Annotated in this window: 17 protein-coding genes; 2 read left to right on the forward strand and 15 right to left on the reverse strand. The window is 41.2% G+C overall.

Features of this window, described 5'->3' with window-relative positions; all coding sequences use genetic code 11:
- Window positions 1–42 precede the first annotated feature (42 nt).
- The 12 genes from IEZ33_RS08655 to ccoN form a co-directional block, all read right to left on the reverse strand.
- Window positions 43–585 (reverse strand): adenine phosphoribosyltransferase, encoded by a 543-nt coding sequence (locus IEZ33_RS08655; RefSeq protein WP_191603255.1) that lies wholly within the window; start codon window positions 583–585, stop codon window positions 43–45.
- 23 nt (window positions 586–608) lie between these two features.
- A complete protein-coding gene (fnr, locus tag IEZ33_RS08660) occupies window positions 609–1,367 on the reverse strand; it encodes a fumarate/nitrate reduction transcriptional regulator Fnr (RefSeq protein WP_191603256.1) in 759 nt (252 codons plus the stop codon).
- Between the two features lie 27 nt (window positions 1,368–1,394).
- Entirely contained in the window at window positions 1,395–2,753 is a 1,359-nt protein-coding gene (hemN, locus tag IEZ33_RS08665; protein WP_191603257.1) for an oxygen-independent coproporphyrinogen III oxidase, read from the reverse strand.
- 155 nt (window positions 2,754–2,908) lie between these two features.
- On the reverse strand, window positions 2,909–3,871 hold the full coding sequence (locus IEZ33_RS08670; RefSeq protein ID WP_191603258.1) for a sulfite exporter TauE/SafE family protein: 963 nt from the start codon (window positions 3,869–3,871) through the stop codon (window positions 2,909–2,911).
- Window positions 3,871–4,023: a cbb3-type cytochrome oxidase assembly protein CcoS gene (gene ccoS, locus IEZ33_RS08675; protein WP_191603259.1), complete on the reverse strand. Its 153-nt coding sequence runs from the start codon at window positions 4,021–4,023 to the stop codon at window positions 3,871–3,873. Before ccoS ends, IEZ33_RS08670 begins: the two co-directional genes overlap by 1 nt.
- Window positions 4,024–4,045: 22 nt before the next feature.
- Window positions 4,046–6,424: a heavy metal translocating P-type ATPase gene (locus IEZ33_RS08680; protein WP_191603260.1), complete on the reverse strand. Its 2,379-nt coding sequence runs from the start codon at window positions 6,422–6,424 to the stop codon at window positions 4,046–4,048.
- A 3-nt stretch (window positions 6,425–6,427) separates the two neighbouring features.
- Window positions 6,428–6,898 carry a FixH family protein gene (locus IEZ33_RS08685; protein ID WP_191603261.1) on the reverse strand — a complete coding sequence of 157 codons (471 nt, stop codon included), beginning with the start codon at window positions 6,896–6,898 and terminating at the stop codon, window positions 6,428–6,430.
- Window positions 6,899–6,953: 55 nt separating this feature from the next.
- Window positions 6,954–8,366: a cytochrome c oxidase accessory protein CcoG gene (ccoG, locus tag IEZ33_RS08690; protein WP_338040947.1), complete on the reverse strand. Its 1,413-nt coding sequence runs from the start codon at window positions 8,364–8,366 to the stop codon at window positions 6,954–6,956.
- Window positions 8,367–8,466: 100 nt separating this feature from the next.
- Entirely contained in the window at window positions 8,467–9,363 is an 897-nt protein-coding gene (ccoP, locus tag IEZ33_RS08695) for a cytochrome-c oxidase, cbb3-type subunit III (protein ID WP_191603262.1), read from the reverse strand.
- Window positions 9,356–9,535, reverse strand: a complete 180-nt coding sequence (locus IEZ33_RS08700) for a cbb3-type cytochrome oxidase subunit 3 (RefSeq protein WP_191603263.1) — start codon at window positions 9,533–9,535, stop codon at window positions 9,356–9,358. The genes ccoP and IEZ33_RS08700 overlap by 8 nt, the downstream gene beginning before the upstream one ends.
- A 9-nt stretch (window positions 9,536–9,544) precedes the next feature.
- Window positions 9,545–10,147 (reverse strand): cytochrome-c oxidase, cbb3-type subunit II, encoded by a 603-nt coding sequence (ccoO, locus tag IEZ33_RS08705; protein ID WP_191603264.1) that lies wholly within the window; start codon window positions 10,145–10,147, stop codon window positions 9,545–9,547.
- 11 nt (window positions 10,148–10,158) lie between these two features.
- Window positions 10,159–11,595 carry a cytochrome-c oxidase, cbb3-type subunit I gene (gene ccoN / locus IEZ33_RS08710; protein ID WP_191603265.1) on the reverse strand — a complete coding sequence of 479 codons (1,437 nt, stop codon included), beginning with the start codon at window positions 11,593–11,595 and terminating at the stop codon, window positions 10,159–10,161.
- 199 nt (window positions 11,596–11,794) lie between these two features.
- On the opposite strand from ccoN, the gene IEZ33_RS08715 reads away from it, so the two are divergent.
- Together IEZ33_RS08715 and tusA are read left to right on the forward strand one after the other, a co-directional pair.
- Window positions 11,795–12,379 (forward strand): alpha/beta family hydrolase, encoded by a 585-nt coding sequence (locus IEZ33_RS08715; protein ID WP_191603266.1) that lies wholly within the window; start codon window positions 11,795–11,797, stop codon window positions 12,377–12,379.
- A gap of 52 nt (window positions 12,380–12,431) precedes the next feature.
- The gene (gene tusA, locus IEZ33_RS08720) at window positions 12,432–12,665 is read left to right on the forward strand and encodes a sulfurtransferase TusA (protein WP_191603267.1); all 234 of its coding nucleotides are present in this window, start codon (window positions 12,432–12,434) and stop codon (window positions 12,663–12,665) included.
- A 27-nt stretch (window positions 12,666–12,692) separates the two neighbouring features.
- On the opposite strand, the gene IEZ33_RS08725 is transcribed toward tusA, so the two are convergent.
- The 3 genes from IEZ33_RS08725 to dusA all read right to left on the reverse strand — a co-directional run bounded on the left by IEZ33_RS08725 (window position 12,693) and on the right by dusA (window position 15,301).
- Window positions 12,693–13,205 (reverse strand): sugar O-acetyltransferase, encoded by a 513-nt coding sequence (locus IEZ33_RS08725; protein WP_191603268.1) that lies wholly within the window; start codon window positions 13,203–13,205, stop codon window positions 12,693–12,695.
- Window positions 13,206–13,301: 96 nt separating this feature from the next.
- The gene (gene tal / locus IEZ33_RS08730) at window positions 13,302–14,252 is read right to left on the reverse strand and encodes a transaldolase (protein ID WP_191603269.1); all 951 of its coding nucleotides are present in this window, start codon (window positions 14,250–14,252) and stop codon (window positions 13,302–13,304) included.
- Window positions 14,252–15,301, reverse strand: a complete 1,050-nt coding sequence (dusA, locus tag IEZ33_RS08735) for a tRNA dihydrouridine(20/20a) synthase DusA (protein ID WP_191603270.1) — start codon at window positions 15,299–15,301, stop codon at window positions 14,252–14,254. The genes tal and dusA overlap by 1 nt, the downstream gene beginning before the upstream one ends.
- Window positions 15,302–15,674: the final 373 nt, after the last annotated feature.

The following is a 15,674-nucleotide window of genomic DNA, read 5'->3' on the forward strand; positions in this document are numbered from 1 at the left end:
GGTGTCTTTAAGACACCTTTTTTAGTGCAATCGAGAAAAGGTTTACTCGCCGTCAAAAGCGCATAAACTAAAAACAGGGATATCGGCGTCACGGATTTTTTGGCTACCTTGTAGATCAGGCAAATCAATAATCGCGGCCACCTCATGTATATTTGCGCCTTGTGACGTTAAAAGCGATATAGCAGCAAACAGAGTTCCACCTGTAGCAATCAAGTCATCAAAAAGTAAAATGTTGTTGCCTTCTTCAACCGCGCCTTCTTGAATCTCAAGTTCGGCCTCACCGTATTCCAGGGCATAGCTTTGAGAAATGGTTTTCCCTGGTAATTTGCCTTTCTTACGAATTAAAATCAGTGGCTTCTGTAATTCATAAGCAAGCACGGCGGCAATGAGAAAGCCGCGAGCATCAATACAAGCAATGTGAGTGATATCGGATGCTATGTATCTGTGCACATAAGCATCTACGACCATCCTCATGCCTTTAGGGTCGCTAAAAATAGGAGTGATATCTCTAAAACTAATGCCTTCTTTTGGCCAGTCTTCAATGGTTTTGATTAGTGATTTAATGTAAAAATCATCATAAAGCATACAATTTATCGCCTTAGTTTGTGTTAAATGACCTCGATTTTAGCACAGTCTTCGGCGATGCCGACGAGTTTTTGCATTTCGGGTAAATTGATAATGGCAATTTCCTTACCATCTACATGAATCATGCCGTTTTTTTGAAAACGAGTCATAACACGACTCACCGTTTCCACAGCCAAGCCCAAATAATTTCCAATTTCTCCGCGAGACATGGCTAATCTAAATGAGGTAGCCGAATAGCCCCGTCGCTTAAAACGATCACTTAAATTCATGAGTAAAGAGGCTACTTTCTCATCCGCATTCTTTTTCCCAAGTAACACCATCATTTGCTGATCGTCACAAATTTTACGGCTCATTACTTTAAAAATCTGATGTTTTAAAGAGGGAATCTGACTGGAAAGCGACTCTAAGTGGGAGAAAGGGATTTCACACACACTGGTTGTCTCAAGTGCTTTTGCGGATACTGGGTAAGTATTACTGTCTATGCCGCTAAGGCCTACAAGCTCGCTAGGGCAATAAAAACCTGTTATTTGCTCTTCACCACTATTAGTGATATTAAATGTTTTCAGTGTACCGGTTCTGACCGCATAAACAGAACTAAACGCTTCACCTTGTTGAAACAATACATCGCCTTTTTTAAGTGGCTTTTTTCTTTCAATAATCTGATCTAGACGGTTTACGTCTTCATCGGCTAATGAAATCGGTAAGCATAAAGCGCTAAGACTGCAGTTTTGGCATTGAGAGGTCAATTTGCTATTAAAACGAGTAGATTGTAACGATGACATAAAAAACTCCCTGAACGAGTTGTTCTATTAAATTACTTTCGAATAACGAATGCCGTTATTTAAATATTGATCGAAAATCATGCAGACACAGCGAATAAGTATGCGACCTGCATTAGTGACTTCAATTTTATTTTGACCAAGTGTAACAATACCATCTTTTTCAAGTGTGTGTAGCTCTGCCAACTCTTTAGTGAAATAGCTTTGAAAGGCCATGTCGAATTTGGCGTTAAACTCTGCAAAATGAAGTTCAAAATGACAAATTAATGACATGATAACAAATTGTCTTATTAAATCGTCTTTTGAAGATATGTAGCCTTTGACTATTGGAAGTTGGCCGCTTTCAATCGTTTTCTGATAGGAAGGTAAATCTACAAAATTTTGAGTGTAGGTATTATTAAAATGGCTTATGGCTGACGTGCCAAACGCAATGAGATCGGTCTCGTCATGAGTTGTGTACCCCTGGAAATTACGTTTCAATTGCTTGTTCTGCTGAGCGATAGTAAGTGAGTCGCTTTCTTTTGCAAAGTGATCCATTCCGATGTGAATATAGCCTGCCTCGGACAGCCTTTCGGAAATGCGTTTTAACATGGCCAGTTTTGTCGTTGTATTAGGCAGAGATGTGTCTAAAATACGCCTTTGAGAAGGGAACCTCTCGGGTAAATGGGCGTAATTAAAAATAGATAATCGATCTGGACTCATTTCGATGACTATATCGAGCGTTCTTTCAAATGACTCAACGGATTGAAACGGTAGGCCATATATTAGGTCGAAATTGATTGAGCGAAAACCAAGACTTCTGGCTTGTTGCAATAGATCTGATACCAAGTTTACGGACTGAGATCGATGAATGGCTTTTTGCACTCTTTCATCAAAATCTTGAATACCTAAACTTAACCGATTAAAGCCCAATTCACGTAAACACGTGAGTTTTTCTAGGTCAATCTCTCTAGGGTCTACTTCTATGCTGTAATCACCAGAGTCATCATCTAATAAATTAAAGTATTGATGAATACTGTTAAAAAGAGTTTTAATAGAGTCGCATGATAAGAAGGTAGGAGTGCCTCCACCAAAATGCAGTTGTGTAACAGGCCTGTCGTTTTGAACCATTAATGACCTGAGGCGAAGTTCCTCTTCTAATAATTCAATGTATTCGCGGCCTTTATCGTATTGTTTTGTCACAACCTTATTGCAGGCACAGTAATAGCAAAGATGGGCGCAAAAAGGAATGTGAAAATACAGACTTAATGGCTTAGCTGATGGTGTGAGCATTTTCTCTATAAGTGTTATTTTACTGATTTCAGTGCTGAATTGTGGTGCTGTAGGGTAAGACGTATATCGAGGTCCAGATAAGTTATATTTCTCAATTAACTCTGTGTTCCAAAGCATGTCATTTTCCTATTAAAAATATTAATAGTATTTTAACGGTAGAGAGATAAGTTTTACCTGACCTATATCAATGATAATCGACAAGTAGCCAACGGCTTATGATCCTTTATCGTCATAAGCCTGTTTAAAGTCTTGTTGCTCACAGTCAGTCAGGGCTAATCTGCCTGAGAATGATCCATTTTGGCGTGATCCATTTTGGAGTGATCCATTTTGGCGTGATCCATCTCAGACATGTCATCGTGGTTCATTTGAGAATGATCCATTTTGGCGTGATCCATCTCAGACATGTCATCGTGGTTCATTTGAGAATGATCCATTTTGGCGTGATCCATCTCAGACGTGTCATCGTGGTTCATTTGAGAATGATCCATTTTGGCGTGATCCATCTCAGACATGTCATCGTGGTTCATTTGAGAATGATCCATTTTGGCGTGATCCATGCCAGCGTGATTATGGCCGAGTGGTATTGTCCATATTCCAAAAATAACTAAGAAAATGCCAGAAAGAATATCCAGTTTAAATTTCACCCAGATAGATTTAAATTGGAGTGCAAAAATACCCGTTAAGAGCATGGCTGGCATTGTGCCTAAGCCAAAGCCGACCATGAGCCAAAGTGCTTTTAGTGGTTCGCCAGTAGAAGATACCCAAAGTAGACTTGAATAGGCCAGGCCACAAGGCAGCCACCCCCATAAGAATCCTGCCGCAAGCGCCTTGGTGGGTGTGTTTACGGGTAAAATTGATTTTGCAGTAGGGCTGACAAATTTCCAGATAAATTTACCAATGGCTTCTATTTTTAGAATCCACTTATTTAACCCAATTAGGTATAAACCAGTCAGAATTAAAATGATGCCTGCAAAAGTCCGTATGGGGCCGCTGAGCTCAGTATAAAGTTCAAATGACAGAGAAAAGAAAGACGTTAATACAAAGGCAAAAAAAGCATAGGAGATAATGCGTCCAAAATTGTACAAGAACTGGATATTCAGTTTTGTAAATAGAGATTTTGATTGCGTTCCCATGGAGAGGGTCCCTGCAATGCCCCCGCACATGCCAAAGCAATGTCCTGCTCCAGCAAGTCCTATAAGAAACGCGGCTAAGAAACTAAAATCTACTTCTTGCATTATTTTTGATCCTCTTCGTCATCAAATAAAATTCGTTCTCCCTCACGGTCTAGATCATCAAATTGATCTTTCTTGACAGCCCAGACAAATATTCCCAGGCCAATGGCGACAAACAAGCCTGCTATGGGAACCAATAGATATAAACTTTCCATCATATGTCCTATTTAACTACGGTTATTTTGATAGCCTAGTTGCATTTAATACAACCAAAAGAGAGCTTGCGGCCATTCCTATCGCCGCACTCCATGGTGGAACCAGGCCAAGTAAGGCGGCAGGCAGCATAATGCCATTATACGATGCCGCCCAGAACAAATTCTGCTTAATGATTCTTTGGCATTTTTTAGCCAATATTATGGCACGGTATATTGTAGAAATATCATTTGATAGCAACAGCGCATCTGAATGTGTTTTTGCTAGATCTGAACTCTGACCCATTGCAATGGATGTGCTCGCACCCGCTAAGCTTGGAACGTCATTTAAACCATCGCCAACCATAATTGTATGATTCAAATCCGCTTTATTAGATAACCAGTGCCATTTTTCTTCTGGAGTTTGGTCGGTAATAAAATGATCAAAGTGAGTTGGATCAAGTATTGAGGACGCCGACGCATAGGTGTCTCCTGTTAGTAGTGTTGTAAGATATCCGGTTTTACGGAGATTCAATATCGTGTCAGGTGTTTCACTACGTAATCGGTCTTGCAAAATAAGTGTGCTTATTACATCTGATTTTGTGGCTAGAAAGAGTGTCAGGGCATTTTGTGATAGGGTTTGATCTTGCCAGTTTTTGCACCAGTCTTTAACGAAGTTTTGATTGCCTAAGCGGTATAAAACGCCATCAATCTCTCCTTCCACGCCAAGGCTGGTGTGATTTATAAGCTTTCTTGCTTGTAAGTGTTTTGTTGATTGAAATGCTTTTGCGATAGGGTGTATCGAATCTTTTTCTAACGTTGCACAAATGTTAATTGTACTTTCATTATCAGGGTTGGAAATTGAAACAATGTCAAACTTACCATAAGTAAGAGTACCTGTTTTATCAAAAGCGATGTGTTGGCATTTTGCTAAAGACTCAATAACGTGGCCTCGTGTAACAACAAGGCCATATTCTTTCAGCTTATTCGTTGCCGTTGTGAGGGCGACAGGAGTGGCAAGAGACAGTGCGCAAGGGCAGGTAACAACCAGTACGCTGACCATAACCCAATAGGCTTGGTCGGGATCAATAAAATACCAAACTCCGTACCCAAGTGCGGCAACCAGTAAAACGCAGAGAACAAAATAATGCGCTATTTTATCAGCCATAACGGCTATTTTAGGTTTTTCAGACAAGGCTCTTTGCGTTAAGCGCTCAATAGCGGCGGCACGAGTCTGGGTTCCAATAGCGGTGACTTTAACCTTGATGGTTTGATCTATGTTGATGGTGGACGCGGTAACAACGCAACCAATGTGCTTGTTTACAGGTAGGTATTCGCCGGTTAGGCTGGATTCATCTATATTTGTTTGACCTTCTATGATTACTCCATCCGTGGGTACGCTTTCACCTGGAGCAACCAGAATAATGTCATTCAACACCAGCTTTGATTTTGGATAAAGCAAAGTCTCGTTATTTTTAAAAAGGGTAACGGAACGCAATTCGTCGCTGCTTCTGTTGTTTCTTAATGCTTTATGTCGAGCACCTTCTTCTAAAAAACGACCTAGTAACAAAAAGAAAGTAAACATTGTGACTGAGTCAAAATAAACATGTCCATTGTCTATGAAGAGCGCGTATACACTACTCACATAAGCGAGCCCAATGCCTATGGATACTGGTAGGTCCATGGTGAAATGTCGAGTTTTAAGGTCTCTAAACGCCGCTTTGAAGAAGGGTGACGCCGAGAATAGAATAACGGGGGTGGAGAAAAAGAAACTTGACCACCGAAGTAGCTGTTTATAGCCATCATCCATACCTTGAATGTCACCCGCGTAAAGTGCAATGGCACTCATCATAACTTGCATCATGCCAACGCCAGCAATGCCGAGTTTAATAATTGAGGATTTTCTTTTTTCTACTCTAGTGGCGTCTTCCCCATCGGCACGATAGGGTTTTAAGTAGTAGCCAATATGGTTTGCGGCTCTATTAATGTCTTCTATGTCTATTTTTAATGGTTGCCAAATGAGCGTAGCAAGTGAGCTGCTTAAATTAATGTGCATTGACGTGACGCCATCTAATGCAGAAAGATGCTTTTCAATTAACCACGCACACGCTGAGCAGGTCATTCCGTCTATAGAGACTTGAATTTGATGATCTTGATCGTTTATGTGTACGTATAGAGGGTACACATCATCGTCTTTCAGTAAGGTAAAAGCATTTGCATAGTCATCGGTGTTTGCGTTACTGGGGTTGTCTGCATTGTGCGTTCTTTGGCGATAATACTGAGATAAATCTTCTCCTCTAATAAAATCTGCTATAGCTTGGCAGCCATAGCAGCAGAAGCAAACATCTTCACTGTCAATTGTTGAGATTATGTTTAGATTTCTTGGCACCGGATCGCCACAGTGAAAGCATGTGTTTTGTTTCATAAATTAAAATTCTAGGCTATCTGTAAGAGTTAAATCTAAGCGGCCTGACATTTGCCAACCGGCCTCAGACTCAATAGAAAGGTTCCAGTTGCCAGAAATGGTTTTTTCTAGTGATCCACGGTATTCATTGTCAGATATTTTTTGCAATGTCACTCTGAAATCTTTAGAGGCTGAAGCGACGTGGTAAAACTGTAAGCTGATCGTTTGCGTGTGAGCATTTTCAGTGACTAATAATATTTCACCAGTCAGGTTATCAATTCTCAAATTTGCTTTTATATTCAGGTCAGTCGCTAATTGCTTGCGGCCCAGCTCTTGGTTTATCCCCAGTCCTTCTTTGTAGTAATTGTCCTTTACCAAGTCTCGTGGTGAGTTTAGAGCAAAATAAATCTGGAAGACAGCGACAATCATGGAACTTAGTGGTACGCAGATGATAAACCAAGGCCAAAATTGTTTATACCAAGGGGTTGTTTTCACTCTATTCTCCTGTAAGTGATGGCCATGCAATTGTTTTTGAATAGCCATCTATGTATTATTTTTCTACTGGGCCAAGAAAACGGCTTTCTGTTGTCTTGCTGGCTTCATAGCTTGGGTCAATGGATTTCACAGTAAATGAAATTGTATTTTTTTGCTCTTGTAGTACATGTGGTGGAACTTGAATAGACAGTGGTATGGCACGTACTTCACCTGAATTCACCACGAATTTCTTACGACCTATCATATTAACTTGATCCAAACCCTCAACACTAAGCTCAAAAGTGTGTTTGCTTTGGTCCATGTTAATAATTTTGACTGTGTAGATATTTTCTATCATGCCACTTGGGGTCTGATTATATAGACGGTTTCTGTCTTTTAAAACATCTAGACCTAATGGTTCTCTGTCTCCTACAATAAAACTAAATGCCACAACCATGACCAGTACCGCAACGCCGTAACCAATTGCTTTAGGGCGCATTATTTTTGTTTTTTTGCCTTCAAGACGATTTTCAGTAGTGTAGCTAACCAGTCCACGGGCATACCCCATTTTGTCCATAACTTCATCACAAGCATCAACACACAGTGCGCAGCCGATGCATTCATACTGCAGGCCATCTCTAATATCGATACCAGCAGGACAAACGTGTACGCATTGGTTACAGTCAATGCAATCCCCCAGGCCTACTTCTTTTGGGTCAACACCCTTTTTACGTGCGCCACGACCTTCGCCACGTGCAGCATCATAAGAAATAACAAGGGTGTTGTTGTCAAACATGACTGATTGGAAGCGTGAGTAGGGGCACATAAAGGTGCATACCTGTTCTCTCATCCAGCCTGCAAACAAATAAGTGGCTCCGGTAAAAAAAGCAATCCAAAAATACGCCCACATATTCGCGTCAAAAGTAAAGAAATCTAAGGCGAGCTCACGAACAGGTGTAAAATAGCCAACAAAAGTTAGTCCAGTAAGCCATGAAAAAAGAACCCAAAGAGAGTGTTTTGAGAATTTTTTAAAAAACTTAGATTTGCTCATCGGCGTTTTATCGAGCTTGATACGTTGATTTCGAGAGCCTTCAGTCTTTTCTTCAATCCACATAAAGATCATGGTCCAGACAGTTTGAGGGCAGGTATAACCGCACCAAACACGACCAAACAGGGTGGTTAGCAAGAAGAGTGCAAAAGCCGCGATAATGAGTAGACCTGCTAATAAAAAGAAATCTTGAGGCCAAAAAGTAATACCGAATATATGGAATTGACGGCTTGGTAAGTCAAAAAAAACGCCTTGTCTATCATGGAAGTTAATCCAAGGCGTTAAAAAATAGCCTAACATTAAAATCCAAAGCATTTTTGTTCGAATTTTTTGGAAAAAACCAGTTATACGGCGAGTGTATATCTTTTTTCTTTTTTGATAGAGGTCGTACTCAACGGTCTCTGTTTCAATGTTTTTAAGAGGAATTTGAGAACTCATCATAATATCCTTAGGTGGAAATAAGAGAAACAATATGAAGAATAATACAAGAAATAAGGAGGGAAAGGGTGTGACATGATGCCACACCCTAGAGGTTTAATGCTTATTGATTTGACAAGCTATATACATACGAGGAAACAATGTGAACTTTGTCTTCTCCAAGTATTTCATTCCAGGCTGGCATTTTACCGTTTCGGCCATTACGCAGGGTTTGCATAATGCGTTCCTGAGAACCGCCATATAACCAGATGTTATCGGTCAGATTTGGAGCGCCAAATAAGTGATTACCTTTAGCGTCTTGGCCGTGACAAACCGTACAGTTTGTTTCGAAAATCTCTTTACCCGCTGTAACGGCTGCAGCATCTTCTGAGCGATCACTTAAACTCATGACGTATTGTGTTACTTGATACACACCTTTTTCGCCTAATGTAACACCCCATGCTGGCATAACAGCAACTCGGCCGTTCAATATAGTCGTTTTGATGTTTTCCGCTTCACCACCATATAGCCAATCATTGTCGGTTAGGTTAGGGAAGCCATAACTGCCCGTCGCTGCAGACCCGTGACAAACGGCGCAATTATTAGAAAACAGGCGTTGGCCAATGCGCATTGCTTGGTCATCTTGGGCTAGCTCTTCAATCGGTGTATTCGCAAACTGGGCAAACATTGGGCCAAATTCAGCCTCCGCTCTTGCAACATCTCGCTCATATTCATTGATCTGAGTCCAGCCTAATAGCCCCTTGAAGTTGCCTAAACCTGGATACAGCGCTAAATAACCTAATGCAAACAGAACTAGGATGACAAATTTCCAGTACCACCATTTAGGCAAAGGGTTGTCATATTCTTCAATGCCATCATAAGTATGGCCCGTTGTTACATTTGTATCAGAGTTATTTTTTTGACCTTTTCGAACGCTTGCTAAAAGCCAATAGCTACCAAATATAGAGCCAAGCGTAAGAATGGTAATCCACGCGCTCCAAAAACTACTAAGTTCATTCATGAGTATTTTTCTCCACAGGTTGCTTGCTTGGCATATCATCGTCGTCAGCAAAAGGTAAGTTAGCGGCTTCTTCGAAGCCCTTTTTACTCTTACCCAGAGTCCAAACAATTACTGCAATAATGGCAATAAATGCGAGTACCGTTGCTATGCTGCGAAGTGTTGTAATATCCATGCTTTGCCCCTATCGCTTAATAACAGTGCCAAGTTGTTGAAGGTAGGCAACCAAAGCATCAACTTCACGCTTACCACGTACTTCGTCTTTTGCATTTGCAATTGCTTCATCAGTAAAAGGAACGCCTACTTTACGTAATGCAATCATTTTGTTTGCTGTGTCATTACCATCAAGTTTTTGTTCAAATAACCAAGAAAATGCTGGCATATTTGACTCAGGAACAACATCACGAGGGTTGTATAAATGAGCACGATGCCATTCATCACTGTAACGCTGGCCAACACGAGCTAGGTCAGGACCTGTACGTTTTGAGCCCCATAGGAATGGGTGTTCATAAACACTTTCACCAGCAACACTGTATGGTCCATAACGTTCTGTTTCAGAGCGGAAAGGACGGATCATTTGAGAATGGCAGCCTACGCAACCTTCACGAATGTAGATATCACGTCCTTCAAGCTCTAGAGCCGTTAAGGGTTTTAAATTAGCAACCGGAGTGGTTGTTTTTTGTTGGAAGAATAATGGAATGATTTCCACCATCGCTCCAAAACTTATGGCGACTAAGATTAAGACAATCATTAGTCCCATATTTTTTTCAATTATTTCATGACGCATTTAATGGCCCCTTAAGCTGCTTGAGTATTCGCTTGTAGCGCATATTCTTTGTCACTAGCGCGAACAGTACGGTAAGTGTTATAGGACATGATTAGCATGCCAGATAAGAATAGCGCACCACCTAATGCACGAACGGCCCAGCCAGGTTTGCTTGCATCAACGGATTCAACAAAACTATAGGTTAAAGACCCGTCATCGTTAAATGCACGCCACATAAGACCCTGCATGATTCCGTTTACCCACATTGAAGAGATATACAGAACAGTACCAAGCGTCGCTAACCAAAAATGCACATTGATTAAAGAGATTGAATGCATTTCACCAGGCTTACGGCCTAATACGGCAGGCAGCATGTGGTAGACAGCACCAATACTCACCATCGCAACCCAACCAAGGGCGCCAGCGTGTACATGACCTATTGTCCAGTCTGTATAGTGGGATAGAGCATTAACCGTTTTGATTGCCATCATTGGGCCTTCAAAGGTAGACATACCATAGAAAGACAATGAAACAACTAAGAAGCGTAAGATAGGGTCTGTACGAAGTTTGTGCCAAGCACCAGATAAGGTCATTACACCGTTGATCATACCACCCCAAGATGGAGCAAGAAGAATCAAGGACATAACCATACCAACACTTTGCGTCCAGTCAGGAAGCGCTGTGTAGTGAAGGTGATGAGGGCCAGCCCAGATATAAAGAGAAATCAATGCCCAAAAATGCACAATAGATAATCTATAAGAGAAGACAGGGCGTCCAGTTTGCTTAGGAACAAAGTAATACATCATTCCAAGGAAACCAGCCGTCAGGAAGAAACCTACCGCATTATGACCGTACCACCACTGAACCATGGCATCTACTGCACCAGCATAAACTGAATAAGATTTCATTGCGGAAACAGGAACAGACAGACTGTTAAATATATGTAGAACCGCTACCGTTACTATGAAGGCCCCGTAAAACCAGTTTGCTACATAAATGTGCTGCATTTTACGACGAGCTACTGTGCCAAAGAAGACAACAGCATAGGAAACCCAAACTACTGTGATTAGCAAGTCAATTGGCCACTCAAGTTCTGCATATTCTTTAACTTGGGTGAAGCCCAACGGTAAAGTGATTGCAGCGGCGACAATAACCGCCTGCCAACCCCAAAAAGTAAAGCTGGCTAAGGTATCTGAAAATAGCCTGGCTTGAGTTGTGCGTTGAACAACATAATAAGACGTTGCAAATAGTGCGCTACCACCGAACCCGAAGATTACGGCATTAGTATGTAATGGGCGTAAACGACCAAAATGAAAGTATTGAATGTCTGCGAATATGCTTGGCCATACAAGTTGAGACGCAATCAATACGCCTAACCCCATACCAACCACACCCCAAACGACCGTCATGATGGTGAATGCACGCACCACTTTGTAGTTGTAAGTTGGGTGATCAAAAGCTGTGCTCATAGTTTCTTCCACAATCCACGTTGAGAGACTGACCTTGTTATTAAATTTTCTGCCCTAATTATTCAACTTATGCGCAATGAAAAGTCAAAGAAAAAGGACACGTTCAAACTAGCCTCCTTATTCTAAGTCTTTTTATCTTTTTTTTCTATTGAAGCAAGTTGTTTTTAATGGGTTTTCTTTGTCATAGGGCAATGTTTGTATGCAAAAACTTTCGGTTTACATGGCTCATGGCTCATCTTTAGGGCACGAATCGACATTTTTGTCTTCTTTGTCTGCGACAATTTGTCGCAACCTGAATTTTGATCTTGTGCCTGTTACTTTTGACTACATGAAGCAAATTGAACAAAGTGGCCGTCGCCGACCTCCCTCGAAGTTTGCTGGATTGGTTGACGAGTATTGCTCTGTAGTGAAGCAAGACGCGCCCTCAATTTTGTGCGGCAAGTCATTAGGTGCGCGTGTTGCAACTCAGTGTTCGCATTTAAAGGGGGTGAAAGGCGTTATTTGCTTCGGATTTCCTTTTTACCCTCAGGGCAAGCAGGAGAAGCATAGATTGGCGTTTTTAGAAAATTTAAGCGTCCCGTGTTTAATTATTCAAGGCACGAGGGACCCTTTGGGCAATTATGATTGGGTGAGTAAGCAGCAATTACCCAGTACGGTTACTATAAGTTGGTTTAAAGGTGCAGATCATGACTTTAAAGTGCTTAAGTCGATCGGTTTGAATCAGGAGCAGGTTATAGAGGATTTAGTGAAAAGAATGAGTGATTGGTTGACGACGATTGATTAAACTAAAGTGTGTTCATGTTTGTCTATGTAAGAATGATTAGTTAAGGATCCCAATGTTATTTGATGCTGTTTTAGATGCGCAAGGCTTATTATGTCCTGAGCCAGTGATGATGTTGCATGTTGAAATGAGAAAGTTAAAAGGTGGAGACGTGCTTAAAGTGTTGGCGACTGATCCATCTACGACTCGTGATATTCCGAAGTTTTGTCAGTTTTTAGGTCACACACTTGAAAAGTCGGAGCAAGATAATGATTTGTATACCTATTGGATTGTAAAAAAGTACAAATAGTCAGGCTTGATTTATAGCAAGTTGGTATTATCCGTAGAATCTCATGTTTTTAGGAATGTCTTTTCTCACTAAGACATTTGCCCCAATAATAGCACCTTCGCCAATGGTTACGCCGGGAAAAATTTTGGCGCCACCTCCAATCCAAACATTGTCTTCAATGGTCACTTTTTTTGTGAAGCAGTGACCAGCAACTCTTTCGTTAACGTCCCTTGGATGATCCACCGTATATATGTGAACGGCAGGGCCAAGTAGGACGTTGTTGCCAATGTGGATGGAGTTACTGTCTAGCAGAACACAGTTGAAATTCGCGTAAAAATTTTCTCCTACTGTGATGTGAGCACCATAGTCACACTGAAAGCCTGGCTCTAGCATGAGTGTGCCGTGCCCAGCAAACAATCTGGTAATGTGCTTCAAATTCCCTTTGCTTGGGTGTGCGTTGTATTTCGCGCAAGCGAGGCGGGCTTTTTCACGCATCAACCTAAGTGTAATATCAAGAGACGAGTAAGGTTCTCCTGCCAGCATTTTTTCATATTCTGTCATGGCTAAATTTTAATTCGTAAGTGTTATGACCAAGCGATGGCCTCATCTTAATAAAAAAGCGCCTATTGAAGGCGCTTTTCATATCCGTGTTCTTGTTTATAGCAAAGAAGCTAATTTTTCTTCCAGTTTGTTCTGGTCAATAGCAAAATTTCGAATGCCTTCTGAAAGCTTTTCAGTTGCCATAGCGTCTTGGTTCATTTCCCAACGGAACTCAGTTTCAGTAATGGCTTTAGGTGCCGGAATGACATTGTCTGTAGGGATAAGCTTACGCTCTAGTGTGCCTGTATCTTTTTCTAATTCCCCTAATAAAGCAGGTGCAATGGTTAAGCGGTCACAGCCAGCTAATTGTTCAATTTCACCAAGATTACGGAAACTTGCGCCCATAACCACAGTGTTATAACCGTGTTGCTTATAGTAGTTGTAAATTTCAGTTACTGAAACAACACCTGGATCGGTTTCGGCCGTGTAATTTTCACCGGTTGATTTCTTATACCAATCAAGAATACGTCCAACAAAAGGAGAGATTAAATACACGCCGGCTTCAGCACAGGCTTTCGCTTGGGCAAAAGAGAATAAAAGCGTTAAGTTGCAATTGATGCCTTCTTTTTCAAGCTCTTCAGCGGCTTTAATGCCTTCCCATGTTGACGCCGCTTTTATCAGTACACGGTCACGAGTGACACCAACAGATTCGTAAAGGGCAATTAATTTACGTGCTTTTTCTAATGTGGCGTCTTTATCAAAAGAAAGGCGTGCGTCTACTTCAGTAGAAATACGTCCAGGAACGGTTTTTAATATTTCCGCTCCGACTATGACAGCTAGCATGTCGCCAGCGTCTATAATTTGCTGTGCTTTATCATCGCTTTGCGTTTTTGCATAGGCAATGGCTTGATCAATAAAAGGCGCATACTCAGGAATTTGAGCGGCTTTTAGCATTAACGATGGGTTCGTTGTAGCATCTTGCGGTAAATATTCTTTGATCGCTGCAATATCGCCTGTGTCCGCAACAATGGTTGTAAAAGCTTTTAATTGAGTCAGTTTATTGCTCATTAGTGCGTTTCCTTTGTTTTGTTGATTTGCTGGTTTACCATATTTATGGCGTCTATTAATACATCGATTTTAGCATCGGTTTTGTGACCATTTTCAGATAGGTAACGACGAAATGCCTTACCGCCTGGTTGCCCAAGAAACAATCCTAGAATGTGGCGAGTAATGTGCATCAAACGCTCACCATTGGCTAACCGTTTTTCGACATAAGGTATAAAATTATTGAGGGCCTCGAAACGAGATGTCACTTTGGTGGGCTGGCCGAAAAGAGTTTTGTCAACCTCACTGAGGATCCATGGGTTGTGATACGCCTCTCGTCCGAGCATTACACCATCAATTTTAGTAAGGTGCGCTTCACATTCTGTCATGGTTTTAATGCCACCATTAAGAATGATTTCTAAGTCTGGAAAATCTTGTTTTAACTGATATACATAATCGTATTTTAAGGGAGGAATCTCACGGTTTTGTTTTGGGCTCAATCCCGCCAAAATCGCATTACGTGCGTGTACGATGAATGTACTCACCCCCGTTGTCGCTATGTCGCCGACAAAGTCTCGGACAACAGAATAATCTTCTTGGTCATCTAAGCCAATGCGATGCTTGATAGTAACCGGAATACTGGTCGCATCTAACATAGCCGACATGGCATCTTTTACTTTATCTGGGTGAGCCATTAGGCAGGCGCCGATTAAGCTATTTTGCACTCGATCACTTGGGCAGCCCACATTTAAATTAACTTCATCGTAACCGTATTCTTCGGCCAACTTAGCGCACTTTCCTAATGCAATAGGGTCTGCACCGCCTAGTTGTAAGGCAATAGGATGCTCGCATTCATCATAGCGTAAAAAACGAGCCGGCGAATCCCCACGCAAAAGTGCGCCAGTGGTTACCATTTCAGTGTATAGCAAGGTATGGGTGCTTAGTGTTCTGGCAAATACTCGAAAATCTGTAGTCGTAAGCTCCATCATGGGTGCGATACTGAAACGCCTATCGACTGTATCTTTTCTATCTGTGGAATTTAATTTGGTTTTATTAATTTTTTCAGTGGTCATGTATATGGTTTTTCTAACCTTAATCGTTGCTTTTTGATGTCTCAGTGTCGACAGGGTGTTTTCATTTTTTTTCAGAGCGTGAGTCTAAAAGAGATTCACGACTCAATATAGAAAGCATTAAAAATAGTATTCTCGAATTATGACATAAAATTACAGAATATTGATATGGCAACTTGAATAACTTCTGCAAAGAAGGGATTAATCGAAAATGATCTCTTATTTACCGACAATTCCCATCCTGTTAAATAAAAAAACGCGATTTTACGTCTCAATAGCCAGTATATCGCGGCTTACAGAAACCAAAATGTAATAAAATTACTTAATTTCGAACAGCATCACATACCTTTCTCTATTTGCCTGGTGTGTTAGCAAT

This window comes from Marinomonas algicola (genome assembly GCF_014805825.1).
In the GTDB taxonomy this organism is placed as follows: Bacteria; Pseudomonadota; Gammaproteobacteria; order Pseudomonadales; family Marinomonadaceae; genus Marinomonas; species Marinomonas algicola.

Coding starts and splice junctions, on each gene's coding strand:
- ccoS (WP_191603259.1), bottom strand. CDS start 4,023: ATGGAAAGTTTATATCTATTGGTTCCCATAGCAGGCTTGTTTGTCGCC.
- dusA (WP_191603270.1), bottom strand. CDS start 15,301: ATGACCACTGAAAAAATTAATAAAACCAAATTAAATTCCACAGATAGA.
- IEZ33_RS08655 (WP_191603255.1), bottom strand. CDS start 585: ATGCTTTATGATGATTTTTACATTAAATCACTAATCAAAACCATTGAA.
- ccoO (WP_191603264.1), bottom strand. CDS start 10,147: ATGCGTCATGAAATAATTGAAAAAAATATGGGACTAATGATTGTCTTA.
- IEZ33_RS08715 (WP_191603266.1), top strand. CDS start 11,795: ATGCAAAAACTTTCGGTTTACATGGCTCATGGCTCATCTTTAGGGCAC.
- ccoG (WP_338040947.1), bottom strand. CDS start 8,366: ATGATGAGTTCTCAAATTCCTCTTAAAAACATTGAAACAGAGACCGTT.
- tusA (WP_191603267.1), top strand. CDS start 12,432: ATGTTATTTGATGCTGTTTTAGATGCGCAAGGCTTATTATGTCCTGAG.
- fnr (WP_191603256.1), bottom strand. CDS start 1,367: ATGTCATCGTTACAATCTACTCGTTTTAATAGCAAATTGACCTCTCAA.
- tal (WP_191603269.1), bottom strand. CDS start 14,252: ATGAGCAATAAACTGACTCAATTAAAAGCTTTTACAACCATTGTTGCG.
- ccoP (WP_191603262.1), bottom strand. CDS start 9,363: ATGAATGAACTTAGTAGTTTTTGGAGCGCGTGGATTACCATTCTTACG.
- IEZ33_RS08725 (WP_191603268.1), bottom strand. CDS start 13,205: ATGACAGAATATGAAAAAATGCTGGCAGGAGAACCTTACTCGTCTCTT.
- ccoN (WP_191603265.1), bottom strand. CDS start 11,595: ATGAGCACAGCTTTTGATCACCCAACTTACAACTACAAAGTGGTGCGT.
- IEZ33_RS08680 (WP_191603260.1), bottom strand. CDS start 6,424: ATGAAACAAAACACATGCTTTCACTGTGGCGATCCGGTGCCAAGAAAT.
- IEZ33_RS08670 (WP_191603258.1), bottom strand. CDS start 3,871: ATGCAAGAAGTAGATTTTAGTTTCTTAGCCGCGTTTCTTATAGGACTT.
- hemN (WP_191603257.1), bottom strand. CDS start 2,753: ATGCTTTGGAACACAGAGTTAATTGAGAAATATAACTTATCTGGACCT.
- IEZ33_RS08700 (WP_191603263.1), bottom strand. CDS start 9,535: ATGGATATTACAACACTTCGCAGCATAGCAACGGTACTCGCATTTATT.